Origin of the sequence: Streptomyces sp. NPDC057682 (assembly GCF_042799575.1) — a bacterium.
In the GTDB taxonomy this organism is placed as follows: domain Bacteria; phylum Actinomycetota; class Actinomycetes; order Streptomycetales; family Streptomycetaceae; genus Streptomyces.
Window position 1 is genome coordinate 110643 of sequence record NZ_JBHVIN010000006.1, and the last position, 21087, is coordinate 131729.

Sequence of the window (21087 nt, forward strand, 5' to 3'; positions counted from 1 at the left end):
CTCCCGTCCCCGGCGGGGTGCGTGCCGACGCGGCGCGCACCCCGCCCCTTGCCGTCCCTCTGGAGCCCTGCCATGCGATTCATCTCCTACGAGTACCGGGACCGCGCCCGGGTGGCCGTCGTGTCGGAGGACGGTGTGCTCTTCCCGCTTCCCGGCGTGTCCTCGCTGACCACGCTTCTGGAGGAGACCTCAGGACTGCCCGGTCTCCTCGCTGCGGGCGAGGCCGCCCTCGCCGGACCGGCCGGTCCCGACGCCCGCGAAGTGCGCCCGCTCGCACCTCTGCGGCCCTCCTCCCTGCGTGACTTCGTCACCTTCGAGGAGCATGTCGAAGGGGTGCGCCGGGCCGTGGACGGCGCCTCGGGCGTGCCCGAGCAGTGGTACGCGGCGCCGACGTTCTACTTCACCAACCCGCATGCCGTGTACGGCCCCGATGAGGACGTTCCCGTACCGCCGGGCTCGGAGCTGTTCGACTTCGAGCTGGAGGTGGGCGCCGTCATCGGCCGCGAGGGCCGCGGCCTGACCCCGGAGCGGGCCCGGGACCACATCGTGGGCTACACCGTCTTCAACGACTGGTCCGCCCGCGATCTGCAGTCCGCGGAGATGCGGGTCGGTCTCGGCCCGTGCAAGGGCAAGGACACCGCCACCTCGCTGGGCCCGTATCTGGTCACGGCGGACGAACTGGAGCCGTACCGCGATCCGGACGGCTTCCTGCGCCTCGCCCTCACCGCGGAGGTCAACGGGGAGACGGTGGGCCGGGACCTGCTCTCCCACATGAGCTGGACGTTCGAGGAGATGACCGCGTACGCCTCACGCGGCACCCGCGTGGTGCCCGGGGACGTCCTCGGCTCGGGGACCTGCGGCAACGGCGGCTGCCTGGCCGAGCTGTGGGGCCTGCGCGGGAAGCAGGACCCGCCGGCGCTGCGCCCCGGTGACGTGGTCGCGCTGACCGTCGAGGGGATCGGCACCCTGCGCAACACCGTGGTGCCGGGGCCGGATCCCGTCCCCCTGCCGCGCGGCCGGCGCCGCTCCCGGGAACGGGCGTAGCGGACGGCCCGGCCCGCCCTGCGTCCGGGCACCCCGGAGGGGCCCGCGAGCCCCTCCGGGACCGTGGTCAGTCCATGATCTCCACGTAACCCTCCGCGCCGTGCAGCCGGATCCGCTGCCCGTCGCGGATGAGCGCGGTGGCCCGGGGCACACCCACGACGGCCGGCAGTCCGTACTCCCGGGCGATGACCGCGCCGTGCGTCATCTGTCCGCCCACCTCGGTGACCAGTCCCGCGATGCCGACGAAGAGCGCGGTCCAGCCGGGGTCGGTGAAGGCGGTGACCAGGATGTCGCCCGCCGCGAGGTCGGCCCGCGCCAGATCGAGGACGACGCGGGCCCGGCCCTCGACGGTCCCGGTGGAGGCGGGCACCCCGACCAGCGCCCCGGCCGGTGCGTCGTCCCGGCGGTGGGAGCCGTCGAGGGCCTCGCCGTCGGAGGTGAGCACGCGGGGCGGGGTCAGCGCGCGGAACGACCGGAACTCCTCCTCGCGCCGCCGGACGAGGGCCTCGTCGACCCGGCGGGTGCGGACCGCCTCGCGCAGTTCCTCGTACGTGAGGTAGAAGACGTCCTCCGGGTCGGTGAGGGCTCCCTCCCGCACCAGCCGTCCGGCCTCCGCGAGCAGGGCGCGCTTGTAGACGAGCATGCGGCTGACGAGGGCGTACTTGGGGTATTCGCGGTAGCCGATGAAGGCGCGGACCAGGTCGATCGTCCGCTCGGTCTCCTCGGCCCTGCGCTCGCCGTCCGGCAGGGCGCGTACCCGCTCCAGAACCTCCCGTTCCTTCTCCCGCGCCCGCCGCAGGCCCTCGTCGAAGCGGCGGGCGGCGGCGCCGGGGCCGAAGTTGCGTACGTTGTCGAGGATCGCGGGCACCAGGGTGCTCGGGCTCTCGGCCCAGCGGGGGCGCGTGATGTCGATCTCGCCGGCACAGCGCATGCCGTAGCGGTCGAGGAAAAAGGCGAGGGCGTCGCGTGCCTCGGCGCCGCCCTCGGCCTCGGCCACGGCGTCGAGGAAGCCGTCGTCGCCGAGGTCCCGGAGGCGGGCGAGGACCTCGGGCAGCGGGCGGACGACATCGGCGACGTCGAGCAGGGCCAGGCCCATCTCGGAGGTGATGTTGCCCGGCGCGGACAGGGTGAGGGTGTCGACGGCGTTCTTCTCGCCCAGCCACTCGCCCAGCTTCTCGCCGAGCCACCAGGTCCCCTCGTGCGAGGCCATGATGGCGCGCATGCTCAGCGGGTCGCCGAGCAGCGCGCGCTGTTCGGCCAGGGCCTCGTCCAGGAAGTCGAACAGGGCGGGTCCGCTCACCGTCCGGATGCCGCGCTCCAGCGCGTCGAGGGACACACGGCTGCGCTCGATCAACTCCTCGACGACGGACGGATCGGGGTGGGCCGAGGGAGCCCCGTCCGGGGCGGGCGGCGCGGGAGGAGGCGCGTCCGGCAGCGTCGGGACGAAGTCGCCGCGGTCGAGCACGGTCTCCAGCGCGTCCCCGACCAGCGGGTCGCCGCGCCCCATGGCCTCCAGCAGGGCGGCCCGCGCCGTGGGCGCGGCCAGTCGGGGGGTGACGTCGACGAAGAGCCGGCCGCCCGCCTCGCGCATGGGCGTCAGGGCCGTCCGCCGCCAGAGCGAGAGCCCGAGGGGCTTCATGGCGTCGGTCATCATCTGCCCGTGCCCGACGGACACATAGACGTGGTTCCCGTCGTCGTCGGCCTCGGGAACGGGGAACAGGGTCGTGATCGGCCGGCTCTGGACCACATGGAACGAGCCGTCGTCGGCCAGGCACCATTCGATGTCCTGCGGCCGGCCGAAGTGCGCCTCGATCCGCCGTCCGGTGGCCACGAGGCGCAGGACCTGTTCGTCCGTCAGCGCCGGTTCCCCGCGCAGCCGTCCGTCCACGGCGACGTCCTGGGTTCCGCCGCCGGGGCGGGCCCGCAGGGCGTGGTGCTTGGGGGCGACGGCCCTGGTGACGATCTCGCCCCGGCGGACCCGGTAGCGGTCCGGTTCGGCCAGTCCGGAGACCAGGGCCTCGCCGAGACCGAGGCCGGCGTCCAGGGTGGCGACGGTCCGGTCGCCGGTGACGGGGTCGGCGGTGAACAGGATGCCCGAGGCGTGCGGGAGGACCATCTCCTGCACGACCACCGCCATCCGGACGGCCCGGTGGCCGATGCCGTGGCGCCGGCGGTAGACGACGGCCCGCTCGGTGAACAGCGAGGCCCAGCACCGGCGGATGTGCCGCAGTACCTCCTCGGCCCCGACGACATGGAGATACGTGTCCTGCTGTCCGGCGAAGGAGGCGGTCGGCAGGTCCTCCGCCGTGGCGCTGGAGCGCACCGCGTACCCGGTCCGCCCGCCCAGCGCGGTGAGCGCCTCGGTGACCTCGTCGGTGAGACCGGCCGGCAGCGGGGCCTCCTCGATGATCCGGCGGATCGCGGCACCGAGCGCGCGCGTCGCCTCCGCGTCGTCGGTGCCCTCCTCGTCCAGGCGCTCCAGCGCGCGGAGGCGCTCGTCCAGCTCGGGCAGGTGCGCCGTCGCGTCCCGGAACGCGTCCGTCGTCACGCAGAAGCCCGCCGGCACCCGGACGCCCTCGATCCGTGACAGCGCGCCGAGGTTCGCGGCCTTGCCGCCCACCCGGGCGAGCGCTCCGGCATCGACCGCGGTCAGACTCCGCACCCGGCACGCACGCGCCGTGCCGCCTCCCCGCCCCTGGGGTCCGGTTCCGTATCCGTCGCCCGCTCCACGCACGTATGGCCCTCGTTTCCGCAGCTGGTGGCTGTCTCGGCCGTCGATTGTGCGGCACCACGGGGGCCTTGCGGCAAGGCCCCCGGTGCGCTATACGTTAGGAGAGGCAGGGAGAGCGATCTTCCTGCCTTCGCCATGTGTGCCGCGTGTCCTACGGCGTGCGCCGCGCGGTGCCGGTCCCCGGGGCGGTCAGTCGGACTTCGGCGGTTCGCGCGTGTCGAAGGCGAAGACCGTGTTGCCGTCGGCGGCGACGGCCAAAGCGCGTCCCAGGACGGTCACGCGCGGGCTCGCGCCCATCTCCCCCGTCAGTCCGTCGGCCTGCGGATCCGTGGTCCACAGGATCTCGCCGTTGTGGGAGTCCAGGGCGACGACCCGGCCGGTCGCGGAGCTGAAGTACACCGCGTCGTTCCCCGACGCGGGGCCCGACGCCCCCTCCACGGCCGTCTGCCGGGACCACTTCCGGCGTCCCGTCACGGGGTCGAGGGCCGTGACGCGTCCGGTATGGGCGCTGATGTAGACGGTGCCGTCGGCCATGCCGGGTGTGCCGTCGAGCGTCTCGGGCAGCCGCGCGTAGGCGACTTCGCGCGTGACCGGGTCGACGCGGACCACCCCTTCGTATCCGTCCGACGCGGGGCCGTCCCGGTGCTCGCGGAGCAGTACGAGGCTGCCGCCGGCGACGCCCATGGGGGTGGCGGGGCCGTCGAGGGCGATCGGGGTGCCGAGGGCTCCCGTGCCGCGGTCCACAGTGGACAGGGTGGACCTGTTCACCTCCACCGCGTCGATCTCCTCGTCCGACGCGCACATCGCGAGCAGCCGCGCGCCCATGGCGACGGGGGCGCACCGGGTGTCCGAGGGGAACGGGGTGCTCCAGAGGAGCCGGCCGCTGTGCGCGTCCCGGGACTCGAAGCGGGAGTTGGCGGCGTTCACCGTGACGACGTCGGTGCCGATGACGACGGCGTCCTCGGTCCGGCCGGTGACGGCGGTGGACTGGGCGCCGGAGGGTGTGGCCCACAGTTCGCGGCCGCTGGTGGCGTCGACGGCCACGACCTCGCTCCGGGGGTCCTGCGAGGCGTCCTGGGCGGCGAACCGGAATCCGATCACCGTGTCCTCGGTGGCGCCGGCCAGATGCACGCCCTGGACGGGGACGCCGGGGCTCTTGACCGTCCAGACGCGCGAGCCGTCCGCGATGTCGATCCGGGCCGCGACGACGCCTCCGCCGCCGCAGAACAGCGCGTCACCGCGGGCCACGCAGCGCAGTTCGTCGGGGATGTCGGGCTGTCCGCCGAGCACCGTCTCGTGCCAGGCCGTGAAACCGGCCGGGAGCGTGGCGCCGGGTGTGGCGACGCCGCCGCCCTTCGTGTCCTCGTCGCCCTCACCGATGCCGCTCGCCGTCAGCGCGGCGAGGCCCCCGCCGATGGCGGCCACCGCGACGGCGGCCGCGAGCACGGGACGCCACCGGCCGCGCAGCCTCCGGGCGAGGGTGTGCGGACCCGTGCCGTCCGACGCGCCGTCCGGGCCCGGCGCCGGCGTGGACGGCGGCGGGGTGGCGAGGTGGTGCTGCGTGGCCATGTCACGGGTGCGCCCCGCCCCGGCATCGGCACCGGCCGCCCGCGCGGAACCGAGGTCGGCCGGCAGGTCGCGCAGCAGCACGAGGAGTTCGTCGGCGGAGGGGCGCACCTCCGGTTCCTTGTCCAGGCAGGGTTCGACGACGGCCCGCAGGGCCCGGGGCACCGCGTCCAGCGAGGGTTCCTCGTGCACCACCTGATAGGCGGTCAGATAGGGGCTGTCCGCGTCGAAGGGGCCGTGCCCGGTCGCCGCGTACACGAGGAGCGTGCCGAGCGAGAAGACGTCGGAGCGCGGTCCCACACCGCGGGGTGCCTGGAGTTGTTCGGGCGACATGAAGGGCGGGGTCCCGATGACGCGGCCGGTCATCGTGAGCGTCTGCTGGTCGGCGGCGCGCGAGATGCCGAAGTCGATGACGCGGGGGCCCTCGGCCGAGAGCACGACGTTCGACGGTTTGAGGTCGCGGTGGACGACTCCGACCCGGTGGATGTCGCGCAGTGCCTCGGCCAGGCCGATGGCGAGCCTCCGCAGTTCCGGACCGTCCAGAGGGCCCTCGGCCGCGATGTGCTGGGCGAGGGTGCGCCCCTCGATGTACGTGGTCGCCATCCACGGCTGGGCGGCGTCGGGGGCGGCGTCGACCACGGCGGCGGTGAACGCCCCGCTGACCCGGCGGGCCGCGGCGACCTCCTGCCGGAAGCGGATGCGGAACTCCTCGTCGCCGGCGAACTGCTGATGGATCAGCTTGATCGCGACCGGCCGCCCCGAGCTCGTACGGGCCAGGAAGACCGTGCCCATTCCGCCCGTGCCGAGCCGGGCCTCCAGCGGATAGCCGCCGATCTCCGCCGGATCCCCGTCGCGCAGCGACACTCGCTCCGACCTCCTGTCCCCCGTCCGCCCGTGCCGTCACGGGGCCGCGTATCTGCTGGCACACAAACTAGCCGCTGTGCAGGGCGAAGGGGCACGGCGGGGGACGGAGCGCAATCCCGTGGGGTCCGGCGCGGCGCGCGGGGGCGGTGTCCGTGCCTCCGGGGCCGCCGCGGGCGGGGTGGTCCGGTGCGCGCAACCGCCGCCGGAGGAGTTGGCGCCGGCGCGGCGGTCGGGGATAGGTTCGGTCCCATGACGACCGGGACGGCCTCGCGCCACACACGGATCGGTGACCCGGCACTTCCCTGAGTGCCCTCCGGGCCGCCGGGGCCCCGTGTCACGAGGACCGGAGCCGGGCCGCCCGTGCTCCGCCGCCCTCGGTGTCGATCAGCGGACGAACCCCTTCGACACCCAGGAGCTCCCATGCCCGACACGACCCTGCTCGTTCCCACGCCGGACGGCCCGGCCGACGCGTTCGCCGCCTTCCCCGAGGGTGGTGGGCCCCACCCCGGCGTTCTGATGTACCCGGACGCGTTCGGCATCCGGCCCGCCCTGCGGGCGATGGCCCGCGAACTGGCCGGCCACGGCTACGTTGTGCTCGTCCCGAACGTCTTCCACCGGCAGGGGCCCACGCCCGTGGTCGAACTCCCGGACTTCATCGGGGAGGACGACCGGCCCGGCCTCGTCGCCCGGCTGATGCCGTTCATCGAGGCGCACACGCCCGAGCGCACGCTCGCCGACGCCGGCGCCTTCCTCTCCTTCCTGAGCGCCCGCCCCGAGGTCGCCCCCGGGCCCGTCGCGGTCAGCGGCTACTGCTTCGGCGGACTGCTGGCGGTGCGCACGGCCGCCGCCCACCCGGGGACGGTGGCCGCGCTCGCCTCGTTCCACGGACCGGTCCACGCCGACGGGCTCGACGTCCTCTCCGGGCTCCGCGCGGAGATCCACTTCGGCCACGCGGCCGGTGATCTGACGCCGCAGGCGCTGGCCGGGGTCAACGCGGCGCTCGACACGGCGGGCATCGCGTACACCTCGGAGATCTACCCCGGCACCGTGCACGGTTTCACGATGCCGGACACCGACGCCTTCGACGCCGGGGCGTCCGGACACCACTGGGACCGGCTGCTGGCGCTGCTCGGGAGCGCGCTGCCCGCCGGCTGAGCCCAGTACGGGGGTCCCGCGCGGTTCGTGCGCCGTCCGGGGAAGCCGTCGAGGGTGCGGCGGGCGGCCTCGGTGAGCCGGTGACCGCCCGCCGGTCCCTGTCCCCGCCCGGTCAGCCCGCCGCGCGCTCCGCGAGGGGGCGGCGCCGGCGGGCCGGGTCGGCCAGCGAGGCGGGGGTCCACGCGGCGTCGGCCCGGTAGAGGTCGGTCCCGGGCGGCACGATCGCGTCGATGCGGTCGAGCGTCGCGTCGTCCAAGGTCAGCGCGGCGCCCTTCAGCAGGCCCTCCAGTTGGTCGAGCGTGCGCGGTCCGATGATGACCGAGGTGACGGCGGGGTGCGTCGCGGCGAAGGCCACGGCCAGTTCGGGCAGGGTGCGGCCGAGATCGGCGGCCAGCTCGGCCAGTTGTTCCACGGCGGCGTACTTGGCGGCGTTCTCGGGCAGGGCGGGGTCGAAGCGGAAGGGCTGGTGGGCGGCACGTCCGGTGCTCAGGTCTACGGCGGAGCCTGCCCGGTACTTCCCCGACAGGAATCCGGCGGCCAGCGGGCTCCAGGTCAGCACGCCCATGCCGTGGTGTTCGCAGACCGGCAGCAGGGAGCGTTCGATGCCCCGGGCCAGGATCGAGTAGGGCGGCTGTTCGGTGCGCATCCGCAGCAGGGACCGCCGCTCGGCGACGTACTGGGCCTCGGCGACGGCCTCGGCGGGGAACGTCGACCCGCCGAAGGCGCGGATCTTGCCCTGGTGGACGAGGTCGCTCAGGGCCGACAGGGTCTCCTCGATGTCGGTGTTCTCGTCGGGGCGGTGGATCTGGTAGAGGTCGATCCAGTCGGTTCCCAGACGCCGCAGGCTGTCCTCCACGGCCCTGATGATCCAGCGGCGCGAGTTCCCGCCCCGGTTGCGACCCTCCCCCATCGGGAAGTGCACCTTGGTGGCGAGCACGACGTCGTCGCGGCGGCCCTTGAGCGCCTTGCCGACGATCTCCTCGCACTCGCCCGCCGAGTACATGTCGGCGGTGTCGACGAAGTTGATCCCCGCGTCGAGCGCGGCGTGGATCACCCGGGCGCCGTCCTCGTGGTCCGGGTTGCCGACCGCCCCGAACATCATCGTGCCGAGACAGTGCACGCTGACTTCGATGCCGGTGCGGCCGAGCATGCGATAGCGCAAGAGGACTCCTGGTGAACGGCGCGGACTGCGGACTGTCCGGCGGAGCCTACGAGTTGGAGCACACTCGAAGTCAAGGAGCCCCGGGCGCGCGGCCGGTGACGCGCCGCCCGCCCCGTGACGGCAGCGGCCCGGACTCGTTGGCCCGGCATGGACTGCTTCTCCGACCTCCACGGCCCCGTTCCGGTGACGGGCGCCGCGCTGCTGGGACTGCGCCGACTCGACACTCCGGCCCACGAGCCGGACACCTGCATGTGGTGCGTGCGGCCGGACCGTTCGGAATCCCGCCGACGCACTCTTCGAAGAAACGATCCTTCAACGGTGGCGGACACAGCGGCGCGATGAGCCGGGCCGACCGCCTCACCCCGCGCGTCCGCGCCGGCGGCGGCGTACGAGCGCCGTCGCCGCACCCGCGACCGCGCACAGGAGGAGAACGATCGCCACCGTCCGGTACAGCGCGGGCGTGGCCCAGGACGGCCCCGGCCACACGGACACCGCAACAGCGGCGATGTCGTTGGCGGCCGTCTCGTCGTGGCTCACGCGCCCGGACGCACCGTCCGACACGGTCACCCGCCCCGGCCCCGGGGGATGCGCCGCGTCGATCCGGAGCGTGAAGGGGAAGGTGGTCGTCGCCCCCGCGGATCCTGCCGGGGCCCGGCACACGTACCGGCGGGCTGCCGGCTGGCGCGCGGAGGGCTCGGTCAGCGGGGTGCCGTCGGGGGCGAGGGCCCGGCAGTCCTGGTCGATCAGTTCCTCGTCGCGCTCGGGTTCGTACGGGGAGCGCACGACGGTGGTGCCCGGTGGCACGTCGAATTCGATCCGTGCCGTGGCGGGCAGCGCGCCGGGGCCCTCGTTGCGCACGCCGACGCGCACCGCGGCCCGGCTGCCGACGGGGCCGGTGACGGTGCCGGCGACCGCGGCGAGGTCGGCCGCGTTGCGCACCGGCACCTTCAGCTCGGCCGTGCCCCGGCCGCCCGCACCGCCGTCCTTCCCCTCGGACGGCGCGTCGGACGTGCCGTCGTCGGGAACCAGGCGGAGGCCGGGCCCTTCGCCGTCCTCGTACCGCGACGCCACCTCGGGCGGAGGCACGTAGTCCGTCCCGAGCGCGGCCGCCTCGAACAGGATCCTGGGATAGGTGGCGTCGCGGTCCGCCCGCAGGATCTCGGGCGTCCGCAGCCGGTACGTGGCGCCGGGCGGGATGACGACCTCGGACGCGGGCAGCCGGCACCACGCCGATGTGCCGCCCCGGTAGCCGCAGTTGCGGTGCCGGCCGGTGAATTCCAGGCCCTCGCGCGCCGTCATGAAGAACGAGACGCCCCGGGCCGGGACGTCGCCCGTGTTGCGTACGGTGAGGGTCGCCGACACCGTCCCGCCCGGGTCGACGGCGTCCGCGCCGACGCGGGCCCCGACGGCCAGTTCGGGGGTGCCGACGACGACACGGGTGCTGCCCGTGAGCGTGGGCCGGCCCGGCGTGCTCACCCGGTAACGCAGCACCGCCGTGTCCCCGGGCGCCGCTCCCCCGGCCGCCCGCAGCCGGAAGGCCTGACCGCTGCGCTTCACGGCGGTGGCGTCGTCCGGTACGGCGCAGCGGAAGACGGGCGGGTGCGCGGGGCAGGCGTCCAGGGCCGTCTCGACGGCCGCGACCCCCTTCAGCTCCGTCGCGTCGAAGGTGACGGTGGCACCGGCCGCCCGGGTCTCCTCGACGCTCAGCCGGGCGGGGCTCTGCGGATCGCGGGGGACGTACAGCACCGGGGGCACGACGAGTCCGGGTCCGGGGGGCTCGGCACAGCCGGCCGGTCCTGCCACGAGCAGCCCCAGGAACAGGACGAGGGCCGAGGCCCGCCGCAGCCGGACGCAGGCGGATCGTACCTTCGCCCCGGCCGGGTGCCCCGACTCTTCACGCGCGTCCACCGGCACCACCCTGCCAGGACGACATCACGTCCCCGCATCGGCCCGGTCACATCGCTCCGACGCCCCTTCAGATCAGCCGGAAGAGGCCGGCGGCGGCACGGACGTCGGTGAGGTCCTCGACCGCGCGCAGGTTGTCGCAGAGGCGGTCCAGGACGGAGTCCTCCCCGGCGGCGTGCGGGGCGCCGACGGCCACCCCGAAGACCCGGAATCCGAGACGGCGCCGGGTCGTTCGCCAGTCGCGCAGCCACTCCTCGGTCACGGCGCACTCGTCGTCCGTGATCATCACGATGTCGCCGTGCGCGCGGCCCGTCCGGTCGTGCTCCCGGTCCAGCAGCTCCGCCGCCGCGCCCAGCGGGGTCTCGTAGCTCGTGCCACCGCCCAGGAAGGTCTCGGCGAACTCCATGACGTCGGCGGTCGCGGCCGGTTCGCCCGCGGGGAAGCGGAAGACCCGGTGCCGGCCGGGCGAGGAGAAGAGGATGCCGGCGAAGTCGCGCCGGGCGTGCCGGGCCTGGTCGAACAGGGCCAGGGCGCACGCCTTGGCCCAGGCCTCCCTGGTCACGCCACCGGGCCCGGCCTCGTACATGGAGTGCGAGGTGTCGACGCAGACGATGATCGCGCCCCTGCCGGTGGCCCGTTCGCCCCGGTGGTCGTAGAGCATCAGCTCGCCCGCCGCGTGGCGCGCGGCGAACACGGCGCGCAGCGCGGGCAGGCCGAGGTGGGCGAGTTCGGAGGGGACGACGCGGGAGAGGTCGTCGCCCAGGGTGACGCCGACGAGTTCGCCGGAGGCGCCGCTCACCTTGCGGGACCGCTCGCCCTCGGCCATCTGCCGGAAGCGGCCGATCAGATCCGCCCAGCGGGCCAGCCGTCCGGTTCCCATCCGCCGGGCGAGACGCAGCCGTTGATCGAAGGGCAGGCGCTCCTTCTCCGCCGCGCCGACGCCCCAGGCGCGCAGGAGCGCGGCCTCGGTGCGGGCCGCGGTGACGGCGCGCTCCGTCGCGGTCCGCGCGGCCGCGCGGATCCCGGGCACGACCGCGGTGAGCGCCCGGTCCGCGTCACGGGCCGAGGCCCGCGCCACCCGATCGGCCCGCTCGGCCGCGCGCACCGCCCGGTGCACGGCTTCGGCGTCGGCACCGGCCGGGGCAGCGCCCCCGACGGCCTCGCGGAGCGCGTCGGCCACGGCGGTGGCCGCCTCCGCCCCGTGGCGCTCCGCCTCCCGCGCCCGCCGCGCCAGATCCTGTTCCCTGCCGGTCTGCTCCAGGATCCTCCGCAGCTCCGGGGCCAGGGCCAGTACGGCGAGGGCCGCAGCGCAGGGGTCGCCGGCCGCGAGTCCGCGCAGTTCGCGGAAGGCGGGCGTCTCCAGGAGCGCGGCGACGATCGCGTGGTGCGGCAGCCGTGCCGGATCCATGGCCTCGCGGGCGCGCAGCCGGGGCCGGGCGGCGTGGGCGGCCGTGAAGACGTCGGCGAGGAGGTCGGCCGCGCCGGGGTGGCGGGCCTCCAGTTCCGCGGCCAGTTCGCGCAGGGCCGTCGCCCGTTCGAAGGTCTCGTGCCGGGTGGCGGTGTCGAAGGGGTCGTCGCCGAGCACGGCGGCGGTGCGGTGCTCGGCGGGGGCCGACGAACGGGCCAGCCAGGGTCCGGCGCGGCGGATCAGCTCCGCCGTCTCCGGGGCCTCGTTCACGGGGTGTCCCCGGAGGCCGTGTCCACCATGTCCGTGTCGAGGCCCAGCGCCTCGGTGAGGACCCGGCTGCGCACCGCTTGCCGGCGGGCCGTCACCCGGTCGATCGTCGCGGTGGAGCGCCCCGCCCGCTCGGCCTCGCCGCGCAGGTGCTCCAGACGCGTTCCGGCCGTGGCGAGCCGGTGGTGCGCGTTCCTGATGACCCAGTCGCTCAACGCCTCCCGGGACTGTCCGGCCATGGCGTCGAGCTGGGTCTCCAGTGCGTCGAGCACGTCGGCGAGTTCCAGCACCTCCCGGCCCCCGGGGTCGACGAGGTGGAGCACCTCGCGTTCGACGGCGGGCCGTTCGGCGGGCGTGTTCCACAGGACGTGGGTCAGGACCGGGAGGTCCTCGGCGGCGGCCGCCGTGCGCCCGTCCAGGTACGCGGAGGCCTGGAGGAGGCGGACGGCCTGCCGCCAGCGCCGGTCGGAGGCGATGACGTCCTTGCGGCGCAGGGCCGCGCGCAGGGTGCAGACCGCGTCCACGACCGGGGCGGGCACGTCCACGGCGGGCACCTCCTCCGCCACGGCGCGCCGCAGCGCGGCCAGGTCCACCGTCGTCCTGGCGGACGGGCCGGGGCGGCTGACGGCGGAGCGGACGAGCGCGGCGAAGTTCTCGGGGTCCTCCAGATAGCCGACCTCGATCCGGACGAGCAGCCGGTCGTAGATCGCGGCGGTGTCCTCCCCGGCGGGCAGTTCGTTGCTCGCGGTGATCGCGCCGATCAGGGGGCAGCGGACGGGTTCGCCGCCGTTCTCCGGGTGGTAGATCCGCTCGTTGAGGTAGCCCAGCGTCTCGTTGAGGGCGGCGGTGGAGCATTTGAAGATCTCGTCGATGAACGCGATGTGGGCGGTGGTCGCGCGCCCGTCGTAGACCTGGCGGTACTCGCCCCGGGCCAGGGCGGCGACGTCGATCGGCCCGAACATCCTGGTCGGGGCGGTGAACCGGGAGAGCAGGATCTCCCAGTAGGAGGCTCCGTCGATCCGGCCGGTGAGTTCCCTGGCCAGTTCGGACTTGGCGGTGCCGGGCGGGCCGAGCAGCAGCGAATGCTGACCGGCGAGCAGGGTGACGACCAGGGTGCGGACCACGTCGTCCCGTTCGTAGAAGCGCGCGGACAGCTCCCGGACGACGGCTCGCAGACGCGGCGCGGTGGTGTGCGCGGGAGGACCGCTCACCGGGTCCGGCCCGTTCGGTGGCCGGAGCGCGCCGCCCGTGTCCTGAATCCCGTGTGCGTCCATGACCCCACCCCATATGTCCGTACTCACTCACCCTGTCCCGGGTCCGGGCGGTGCGCCGCCGCCCCATCCGGTACCCCAACGGAACCACACGCCTCGCCTCTGACGTCTGGCGCAGCACAGACACGTGCCGGAGGGTGGAGCGGAAACCGCATGAAACGGGATACGAGGGCGATGTCGGGTGCGGCGGGAGGAGCGGGGTGCCTCGTCGCCGGAATCGGCGCGGCGAGCGCGCCACTGGCCTGGGCACCGCGGGCCTCGGGCAGCGTCTTCGGCGGATTCGAGGGCGAGAACCGCGATCCGAGCGTCCTCTTCGTCGACCTCCCGCTGATCGCGCTCGGCGGGGCGCTGCTCCCGCTGGTCGCCTGGATGCTGGCGACGCGCTGGACGGGCCGTCCCTGGGCAGCGGCGCTGATGAGTCTGACGGCTTTCTCGCTCGGTCTCTGGGGCCTGCTGGAATGGTGGGTTCCGCGGCACCCCGGAGAGGCAGGCCACGAGCCCGGCGCCTGACCGGTCCACGGCCCACCCCCCGAACCGGCACGCGAGCCGGGGAGACCCTGGTGACTGCCGCCCCGCCGGGCCCACCACCCGAACGGCGCCCGGAAGGACGGCCCGCACGGGCACGGCACCGGCTATACCTGAGCGGTGGGGCCGCGGTGCGGGGGCACCGGCCGCGGTGCGCCCACCCGTTCCTGTCCGCCCGCCCCACCCGGAAGGGGTCCGGCCGTGTCGCGTGCCGAGGACTTTCCCGCGTCCAGCGCCGCCGGGGCACGCACACCGGCGGCGCTGGACGCGCGCCTCGTGGAGTGCCGTGCCTGTCCGCGCCTCGTGGCCTGGCGCGAGGAGACGGCCCGCACCAAACGGGCCGCGTTCCGGGACTGGACGTACTGGGGGCGCCCGGTGCCCGGCTTCGGCCCGCCGGACGCGGCCCTGGTGATCGTCGGACTGGCACCCGCCGCGCACGGCGCGAACCGGACGGGCCGGATGTTCACCGGCGACCAGGCCGGTGAACTGCTGTTCTCGACGCTGTACGGGCTCGGCCTGACCTCGCGGCCCACCGCGACGCACCGGGGCGACGGCCTGGAGCTGTACGGGGTCAGAGTCACCGCGCCCGTGCACTGCGCGCCGCCCGACAACCGCCCCACCACCGGGGAGCGCGACACCTGCCGTCCCTGGCTGACCGGCGAACTCCGCCTGCTGGCACCGACGGTGCGCGCCGTCGTCGTCCTCGGCGGCTTCGGCTGGCAGGCGGCCTTCCCGGCCCTGCGGCAGGCGGGCTGGGAGCCGCCCCGCCCCCGCCCCGCCTTCGGCCACGGCGTCCGCGCGAAACTGCGGCCCGGGGAAGGGGACTCGCGGGCCCCGCTGTCGGTGTTCGGCTCCTACCACGTCAGCCGCAGGAACGTGTCCACCCGGCGCCTGACCCCGGCGATGCTGCACGAAGTCCTGCTGGAGGCCGCCCTGACGGCCGGTCTGCCCGCCCGCCCGGACGGCCCGCTCCCCGGCCCGGCCGGGCCGCCCTACTCCCCGTAGACGCGCCGCCGACGCGTGCGGTGCGCCGCGTCGCCCCGGCCGCCGCCATTGACCTCGCCCAGGGACAGCAGGGAGCGCCACTGTTCCACAGCCCGAGGTGATCGCGGTGCACGGCGATGATGCCGTGCTGGAGGGCGAAGCCCTCGGAGGGGCGGCTGAACCACGACGTCGTGACGAACACGGCCCCGTCGACCCCGAAGTGCACCTGGGCGCCCAGCAGATCGCGCATCTCACGGCCGGCGACGGTGCAGGTGGCGCCGGTTCAGTCTTCGGACATGGGGCGCGGGCGCGCGTGCGCGGCGTCGCGCACCAGCCGCAGCAGCCGCCGGGCGGGCTCCTCGTCGATGTCCCGGGCCGTGGCGAGCGCGATTCCGGTGACCAGCCGGATCAGGTCCTCGGCGGTCAGATCGGGACGGACGGCCCCCTCGCGTTGCGCGCGGACGAGCACCTGGTCCGCCGCCTCGAGGATCAGCCGGTGGCAGTCGATGTCCGGCTCCCCGGCCCCGTCGATCAACAGCGCGCCCCCGATGCCCTGGTTGGCGCGGGCGTGGGCCAGGAAGGCGTCCAGCCACCGGGCCAGGGCCTCGTCGGGCCCGTACGTGGCCGAGAACGCCTCCGCCCGCTCGCAGAGGGTGCGGATCCGGTCGGCGAGGACCGCCGTCAACAGGGCGCGTCGGTTCGGGAAATGCCGGTACAGCGTGCCGGGGCCCACTCCGGCACGGCGGGCGATCGCGTTGAGCGACGCGTCGGGGCCCGCCTCGGTGAACTCCTCGTGCGCGGCGGCCACCAGGCGCTCCCGGTTGAGACGCGCGTCGGTGCGCCGCGGTGACGGTACGTCCTGACCGGGTCCGGTCGTCATCGTCCTGCCCTTCGACGGTCTCCGGGGCTAGCCAAGCGGAGAGGGTCTCCGTATCGTAGCGAACCCAAACCGGAGAACCTCTCCGGTTGATGGAATCCGGGGAGAGCCATGACGGACAGCCCATCGCCCGCACTCGGCCGGGTCGGCATCTGGACCTTCGCCCACGAAGGGCAGCCGGCCGCGCGCGTGAGGGAGTCGGCGGCGGAGATCGAGGAGTTGGGGTACGGCGCCCTCTGGTACGGCGAGGCGTTCGGGCGGGACGCCGTGGGACAGGCGTGGCTGCTGCTCTCGGCGACCCGCCGGATGACCGTGGCGTCCGGCATCGCCAACATCGCGCTGCGCGAGCCCCGCACGACGGCGGCGGCGGAACGCACGCTCGGCGAGGCGTTCCCCGGACGCTTCGTACTCGGCCTGGGGGGTCACCGTGTCGACGACACCGTGCACGTCGTCGACGGCTACCCGGTTCCGGGCCTCGGCCGGGCGGTGCCCACCATGCGGGCGTACCTCGCCTCGATGGACGCCTCGCCCGCCCACGGCCCGCGCCCCGATCCCGCGCCGCGCCGCCTGCTCGCCGCCCTCGGCCCGAAGATGCTGGGCCTGGCCGCCGAACGCACCTGGGGAGCGCACACGTACTTCGTCCCCGTGGCACACACGGAACGGGCGCGACGGCTCATGGGCCCCGCCGCGTTCCTCGCGGTCGAGCAGGCCGTCGTGCTCGACCACGACGCCGCGAGGGCGCGCGAGGTGGCCACGGCCCATGTCGCCGGATATCTGGAGGCGCCGCACCAGGTCGCCAGTCTGCGCCGGCTCGGCTTCGGGGACGAGGACATCGTCGGCGGCCCGAGCCGCCGCCTGGTGGACGCGATCGTCGCGTACGGGGACCTGGAGGCGATCCGCCGACGGGTGGACCTGCATCTGGCAGCGGGCGCCGACCATGTCTGCGTACAGGTGCTGACGGCGGATCCGTCCGCACTGCCGCTGCGGGAGTGGCGCACCCTCGCACCCGCGCTCGTCTCGCGCCCCGGCACGGCGGACGGCAACGGGTGACCCTCGCCGGCCACCGCTGACCGGCGCGGCTCCTGAGGGGCCGATGCCGCCTGTGCGAGCGTGGTTGCCGGAGATCCGGAACAGGGGGTTCCGGAGCACGGACGGACAAGCGCTCCGGCCGCGGGCGAGGGCCGCGGTCCGGGGGCGGTGAGGAGTGGGATGCCGCTCGGTGACGGGGTGGCCGGCACGGGGCCGAGGGCCGGCCGGGCCACCAGGATCGCGGCGCTGGGTACGGCCCTGCTGCTGTACGCGCTGGTCGTGGTCCTCCAGGTGAGCACCCCGCCGTCCTCGCACATCGCCTCGGTGCTGGTCGCCATTCCCGCCGTCATCTCCTTCGGCTTCGGCCCCCGGGTGATCATCGGCTCGGCGGTGGTCGCGGCCTGCACGCGGTGGCTGCTCCTGCCCGCGGAGCCCGAGCGGATCGGCTCGGTGGTCGGGACGACGGTGGTGATCTGCGTGATCGCCACCCTCGGCTGCTTCGTCGTCCGCCGCCGGGAACGGGAGTCCGCCCGGCTTCGCCAGGTCGCCTCGGTGGCGGAGGCCGCGCAGCGGGCGGTGCTGCGTCCGCCGCCCCGGACGCTGCGCGGATTCCGTACGGCCGCGACCTACCGCGCCGCGGCCGAGTACGCCCGCATCGGCGGGGATCTGTACGCGGTGGCGGACACCGATTTCGGAGTACGCGCCCTGATCGGCGATGTGCGCGGCAAGGGACTCGACGCGGTGTCCACCGCTGCAGCCGTGCTCGGCTCCTTCTACGAGGCCGCGTACGACCAGCCGACCCTGGGTCTCCTGGCCGGCCGCCTGGACACCGGCCTGAACCGTTTCCTCCGCGACGAGGAGGCCTTCGTCACCGCCTTCCTCATCCAGATCGCCCCCGACGGCCACGCCCACGCGCACTCGTGCGGGCATCCCGCCTCACTCGTGCTGCACGCCGGCACCGTCCGCGAACTCCCCGCCGCACACGGTCTCCCCCTGGGCCTGCGCGGCATCGAGACCGCTCCCGCCCCGGCCGGGCCCGCGCCCCTCCCGGGCACCCGCCTCCACCCCGGTGACACCCTTCTCCTCTACACCGACGGCATCGCCGAGACCCGCGACGCCACCGGCGCGTTCTACCCCCTCGCCCAGCGCCTGACCACCTATCTGCACACCCACCCGCACCCCGTCGACCCGCACGGCCTCCTCGACTGGCTGCTCCGCGACGCCCAGGAGTACGGCGACGACGCCGCGCACGACGACGCCGCGCTCCTGGCCCTCACCTGGGAAGCGGGGCCGGGAAGGACAAGGGGACCGGCCTGAGGCGAGCGGCCGGTCCCCCACCCGTTCGTCAGCCGATCCCGGGACCGTTGTCGTCGGACAGGTTGAGACCGAACAGGGCCTTGCGGACCGGCGCCCCCAGGTCGACCGGGTTGACGGCGAAAGCACGCTTCGTCGTGAGGCCGGAAGCAGTGCCCCGTAGGTACCAGACGGCACCACCGTCGGGGACCTTCCCCAGATCCTCACCGGGGGCGCCCGCCAGCAGATCGGCCCTGCCGTCCCCGTCCAGGTCGAGGAGCTGGACCGAGCCACCGAAGTGGTCCCCGGTCTCGACCACACCCGGCACGCCGGCCGTGTCCTGGTGGACGACCTGTGCGCCACTGCCGCTCAGACCGCCCCGCCCGCCCTTCAGGAGCACCACGGAGCCGGCCGCCTTCGTCGTGCCGATGGCCTCGTAGGGCACCCCGACCGCGAGGTCGGCGTAACCGTCCCCGTTCACATCGCCCGCGCCGAGCCGGGCCCCGAACTGGTCACCCTGCTCACTCACTCCGGGCACTCCGGCGGTGTTCTGGGTGAGGGTCCCGGTGCGCGTGGTGCTCGGACCGGAGGCGGAGCCGTAATAGATCCTGACGGCCCCCGGATCCGTGGCCAGGTCCTCCAGGCTGCCGCCGGGCACCGGCCGGGTGGCGAGATCGTCCTTGCCGTCCCGGTCGAAGTCCCCCACCGCCAGGGCCGACGCCCCGGGAAGCGGGGTGGAGACCGTCGACAGCCCCTCGCGCGTACCGAGCCGGACCTGCGCGCCCTCGGCGTGCTCCTCGTACACATAGGTCGTGCACAGGTCGTCGATGCCGTCGCCGTTGAAGTCGCCGACGGCCGTGGTGGACATGAAGTTGTCCGAGCTGAACATCGTCAGCCGCTGTTCGCGCGCCGGCACCCCCTTCCGGTCGAACGGCCCGTACAGAATGCTGCGCTGGTCGAACTCCCCGCCATGAGCCAGCATCAGATCGACGCGGCCGTCCCCGTTGAAGTCACCGGCCGTGAGGTTGTTCCCCACCTCGCTCCGCGCCGGCGCCGGCAGCCGCACCGCGCCCTTTCCGCTGATCCCGCCGGTACGGCCCCAGAGCACGATGACCGACCCGAAGTCGTTCGTCTCCGGAACGGACTCGTTCGTGTACAGCGCCAGATCCGTCAGCCCGTCGTGATCCAGGTCCCGCGCCGCCATCCGGAACCCGAAACTGTGCGCGTCCCCCGCGACTCCCGGCACCCCGGGCGTGTTCTGGTCGATGACCGTCGTCCGCGCGGTGCCCGGCCCCTTCGCCGATCCGTACGCCACGGCGACGTACCCCGCCCAGGCATGTCCGGCCACCGTGGCACCCGGCGCCGCGACAACGATGTCCTGGTATCCGTCCCCGTTGAAGTCCTCGCGAACGGACAGGACGGCCTTCCCTCCGGCCGCCCCCTTCTGCACTCCCCCCGGAACCGCTACGGCGGTCCCCCCGGCCAGCGCCGTCACGGCGCAGACGGCGATGGCCAACATGGTGCGATTGCCCACAAAATTCTCCTTGGTCGCGTACGCGGAGCCACTGGCGTACGAGGTGTGAGGGCTCACATAGGAGACACCCGTGACGGGTGGAGGGTTGTGCGTGAACGCGCGGCGAACTCCCGCCGCCTTCAAGGAAGTCGGGACAGTCACCCCTCGGACCGGAGGGCTCGGTCCGCCCGGCGTAGGCTTCGGCCCGGGGGGGGTGACCGTGAACGGTCGGGACTGGAACGACGACAGCGAGTACGAGGACGCGCTCCGCCGCAGTGAGCGGGCGGCGCGGTCCGGGTGGGTCGCCGTCACGGGGACGCTGGGGGTGCTGGGGTGTGCGCTGGTCGCGCTCGCGGTGCTCTGTGTCGCGGCCGTGGTGGCGGGCGTGTACGTGGTGATGGCGGCGGACTCGTAGGGGCGGCACCCGGGGGCGGGCCGGTCAGATCCAGTCGGGGACGCTTCCCTCGGTGTAGCGCGCGCCGAAGCCGCCGGTCGGGAGGATGGCGTGGATCGCGGAGAGATCGGCCTCGGTGAGGACGAGGTCCGCGGCGGCGGCGTTCTCCTCCATGCGGGCGGCGCTGCGGGTGCCGGGGATCGGGACGATGTGCTCGCCCCGGGCGAGCAGCCAGGCGAGGGCCAGCTGGGGGACGGTGACGCCCTTGTCGGCGGCGAGGCGGGTGAGGCGGTCCACGGCCTCGGTGTTCTTCTCGAAGTTGCCGGGCTGCCAGCGGGGGTCGGTGTTGCGCATGTCGGTGGGGTCGTACGCGCCGGCGGGCTTCGCGGTGCCGGTGAGGAAACCGCGGCCGAGGGGCGAGTAGGCGACGAGGCCGATGCCGAGTTCGTCCAGGGTGGGGAAGAGCTGCTCGACATCGCGTTCGAAGAGCGAGTACTCGGTCTGGAGGACGGAGACCGGCTGGACGGCGTGGGCGCGGCGGATGGTCTGCGGGCCCGCCTCGCTGAGGCCGAAGTACTTCACCTTCCCGGCGTCGATCAGCTCCTTGACCGTTCCGGCGACGTCCTCGATCGGCACGGCGGGGTCGACGCGGTGCTGGTAGAGGACGTCGATGTGGTCGACGCCGAGGTGGCGCAGGCTGTTGTCGGCGACCCGGCGGATGTTGTCCGGGCTGCTGTCCAGGCCGAAGCCCTTCTCCTCGAAGGTGAAGCCGAACTTGGTGGCGAGGACGACCTCGTCGCGGAAGTCCTTGACCGCCTTGCCGACCAGGATCTCGTTGGAGCCGGTGCCCCAGCCGTACAGCTCGGCCGTGTCGAAGAAGGTGACGCCCAGGTCGTGGGCGCGACGGAGGGCGGCCACCCCGGCCGCCTCGTCGCCGGGGCCGTAGGCCATGGTCAGCCCCATGGCGCCGTAACCGATCGCGGAGACGGTCAGGCCCTGTGCGCCGAGTGTCCTGTGCTGCATGAGGGGCTCCCAGGAGTGTCGAACCGAACGGTGGAGGAACACGTCGGGATCCAGTCTCCCGGAAGGCGGCCGTGTG

At 74.4% G+C, this 21087-nt stretch carries 16 protein-coding genes and 1 pseudogene; 7 read left to right on the plus strand and 10 right to left on the minus strand.

What is annotated here, in order from left to right; genetic code table 11:
- Nucleotides 1-72 precede the first annotated feature (72 nt).
- Nucleotides 73-1044, plus strand: coding sequence for a fumarylacetoacetate hydrolase family protein (locus ACFVDM_RS12595; protein WP_383637074.1), 972 nt, complete (start codon nt 73-75; stop codon nt 1042-1044).
- Between the two features lie 67 nt (nt 1045-1111).
- On the opposite strand, the gene rph is transcribed toward ACFVDM_RS12595, so the two are convergent.
- Nucleotides 1112-3706 carry a rifamycin-inactivating phosphotransferase gene (gene rph, locus ACFVDM_RS12600; protein ID WP_383637077.1) on the minus strand — a complete coding sequence of 865 codons (2595 nt, stop codon included), beginning with the start codon at nt 3704-3706 and terminating at the stop codon, nt 1112-1114.
- 258 nt (nt 3707-3964) lie between these two features.
- Entirely contained in the window at nt 3965-6205 is a 2241-nt protein-coding gene (locus tag ACFVDM_RS12605) for a PQQ-binding-like beta-propeller repeat protein (protein ID WP_383637080.1), read from the minus strand.
- A gap of 420 nt (nt 6206-6625) precedes the next feature.
- Between ACFVDM_RS12605 and ACFVDM_RS12610 the strand changes: the two genes are divergently transcribed.
- Complete coding sequence (locus tag ACFVDM_RS12610) at nt 6626-7360, plus strand: dienelactone hydrolase family protein (protein WP_383637083.1); 735 nt, start codon at nt 6626-6628, stop codon at nt 7358-7360.
- A gap of 112 nt (nt 7361-7472) precedes the next feature.
- Here the strand turns inward: ACFVDM_RS12610 and ACFVDM_RS12615 are convergent, their stop codons facing one another.
- The 4 genes from ACFVDM_RS12615 to ACFVDM_RS12630 form a co-directional block, all read right to left on the minus strand.
- Nucleotides 7473-8522: an aldo/keto reductase gene (locus ACFVDM_RS12615; RefSeq protein WP_383637086.1), complete on the minus strand. Its 1050-nt coding sequence runs from the start codon at nt 8520-8522 to the stop codon at nt 7473-7475.
- A 357-nt stretch (nt 8523-8879) separates the two neighbouring features.
- Nucleotides 8880-10430 (minus strand): hypothetical protein, encoded by a 1551-nt coding sequence (locus ACFVDM_RS12620; protein ID WP_383637089.1) that lies wholly within the window; start codon nt 10428-10430, stop codon nt 8880-8882.
- A 67-nt stretch (nt 10431-10497) separates the two neighbouring features.
- Nucleotides 10498-12105, minus strand: coding sequence for a VWA domain-containing protein (locus ACFVDM_RS12625; RefSeq protein WP_383637092.1), 1608 nt, complete (start codon nt 12103-12105; stop codon nt 10498-10500).
- Nucleotides 12102-13376 carry an AAA family ATPase gene (locus ACFVDM_RS12630; protein ID WP_383637095.1) on the minus strand — a complete coding sequence of 425 codons (1275 nt, stop codon included), beginning with the start codon at nt 13374-13376 and terminating at the stop codon, nt 12102-12104. The genes ACFVDM_RS12625 and ACFVDM_RS12630 overlap by 4 nt, the downstream gene beginning before the upstream one ends.
- Nucleotides 13377-13526: 150 nt before the next feature.
- Here ACFVDM_RS12630 and ACFVDM_RS12635 point away from each other — a divergent pair, with 150 nt between their 5' ends.
- A complete protein-coding gene (locus ACFVDM_RS12635) occupies nt 13527-13883 on the plus strand; it encodes a hypothetical protein (RefSeq protein ID WP_383637098.1) in 357 nt (118 codons plus the stop codon).
- A gap of 216 nt (nt 13884-14099) precedes the next feature.
- Nucleotides 14100-14903 (plus strand): uracil-DNA glycosylase, encoded by an 804-nt coding sequence (locus ACFVDM_RS12640; RefSeq protein ID WP_383637101.1) that lies wholly within the window; start codon nt 14100-14102, stop codon nt 14901-14903.
- 154 nt (nt 14904-15057) lie between these two features.
- On the opposite strand, the pseudogene ACFVDM_RS12645 reads toward ACFVDM_RS12640, so the two are convergent.
- Together ACFVDM_RS12645 and ACFVDM_RS12650 are read right to left on the minus strand one after the other, a co-directional pair.
- Nucleotides 15058-15132: pseudogene (locus ACFVDM_RS12645) on the minus strand (restriction endonuclease); the annotation flags it as partial.
- 33 nt (nt 15133-15165) lie between these two features.
- Nucleotides 15166-15762 carry a TetR/AcrR family transcriptional regulator gene (locus ACFVDM_RS12650; protein WP_383637104.1) on the minus strand — a complete coding sequence of 199 codons (597 nt, stop codon included), beginning with the start codon at nt 15760-15762 and terminating at the stop codon, nt 15166-15168.
- A 108-nt stretch (nt 15763-15870) separates the two neighbouring features.
- Between ACFVDM_RS12650 and ACFVDM_RS12655 the strand changes: the two genes are divergently transcribed.
- Together ACFVDM_RS12655 and ACFVDM_RS12660 are read left to right on the plus strand one after the other, a co-directional pair.
- A complete protein-coding gene (locus ACFVDM_RS12655; protein WP_383637106.1) occupies nt 15871-16809 on the plus strand; it encodes a TIGR03620 family F420-dependent LLM class oxidoreductase in 939 nt (312 codons plus the stop codon).
- 159 nt (nt 16810-16968) lie between these two features.
- Entirely contained in the window at nt 16969-18105 is a 1137-nt protein-coding gene (locus ACFVDM_RS12660) for a PP2C family protein-serine/threonine phosphatase (RefSeq protein WP_383637109.1), read from the plus strand.
- A gap of 28 nt (nt 18106-18133) precedes the next feature.
- Here the strand turns inward: ACFVDM_RS12660 and ACFVDM_RS12665 are convergent, their stop codons facing one another.
- Nucleotides 18134-19615, minus strand: a complete 1482-nt coding sequence (locus tag ACFVDM_RS12665; protein WP_383637112.1) for an FG-GAP-like repeat-containing protein — start codon at nt 19613-19615, stop codon at nt 18134-18136.
- Between the two features lie 199 nt (nt 19616-19814).
- Here ACFVDM_RS12665 and ACFVDM_RS12670 point away from each other — a divergent pair, with 199 nt between their 5' ends.
- Complete coding sequence (locus ACFVDM_RS12670; RefSeq protein WP_383637115.1) at nt 19815-20009, plus strand: hypothetical protein; 195 nt, start codon at nt 19815-19817, stop codon at nt 20007-20009.
- Nucleotides 20010-20033: 24 nt separating this feature from the next.
- On the opposite strand, the gene ACFVDM_RS12675 is transcribed toward ACFVDM_RS12670, so the two are convergent.
- A complete protein-coding gene (locus ACFVDM_RS12675; RefSeq protein WP_383637118.1) occupies nt 20034-21011 on the minus strand; it encodes an aldo/keto reductase in 978 nt (325 codons plus the stop codon).
- Between the last annotated feature and the right edge of the window lie 76 nt (nt 21012-21087).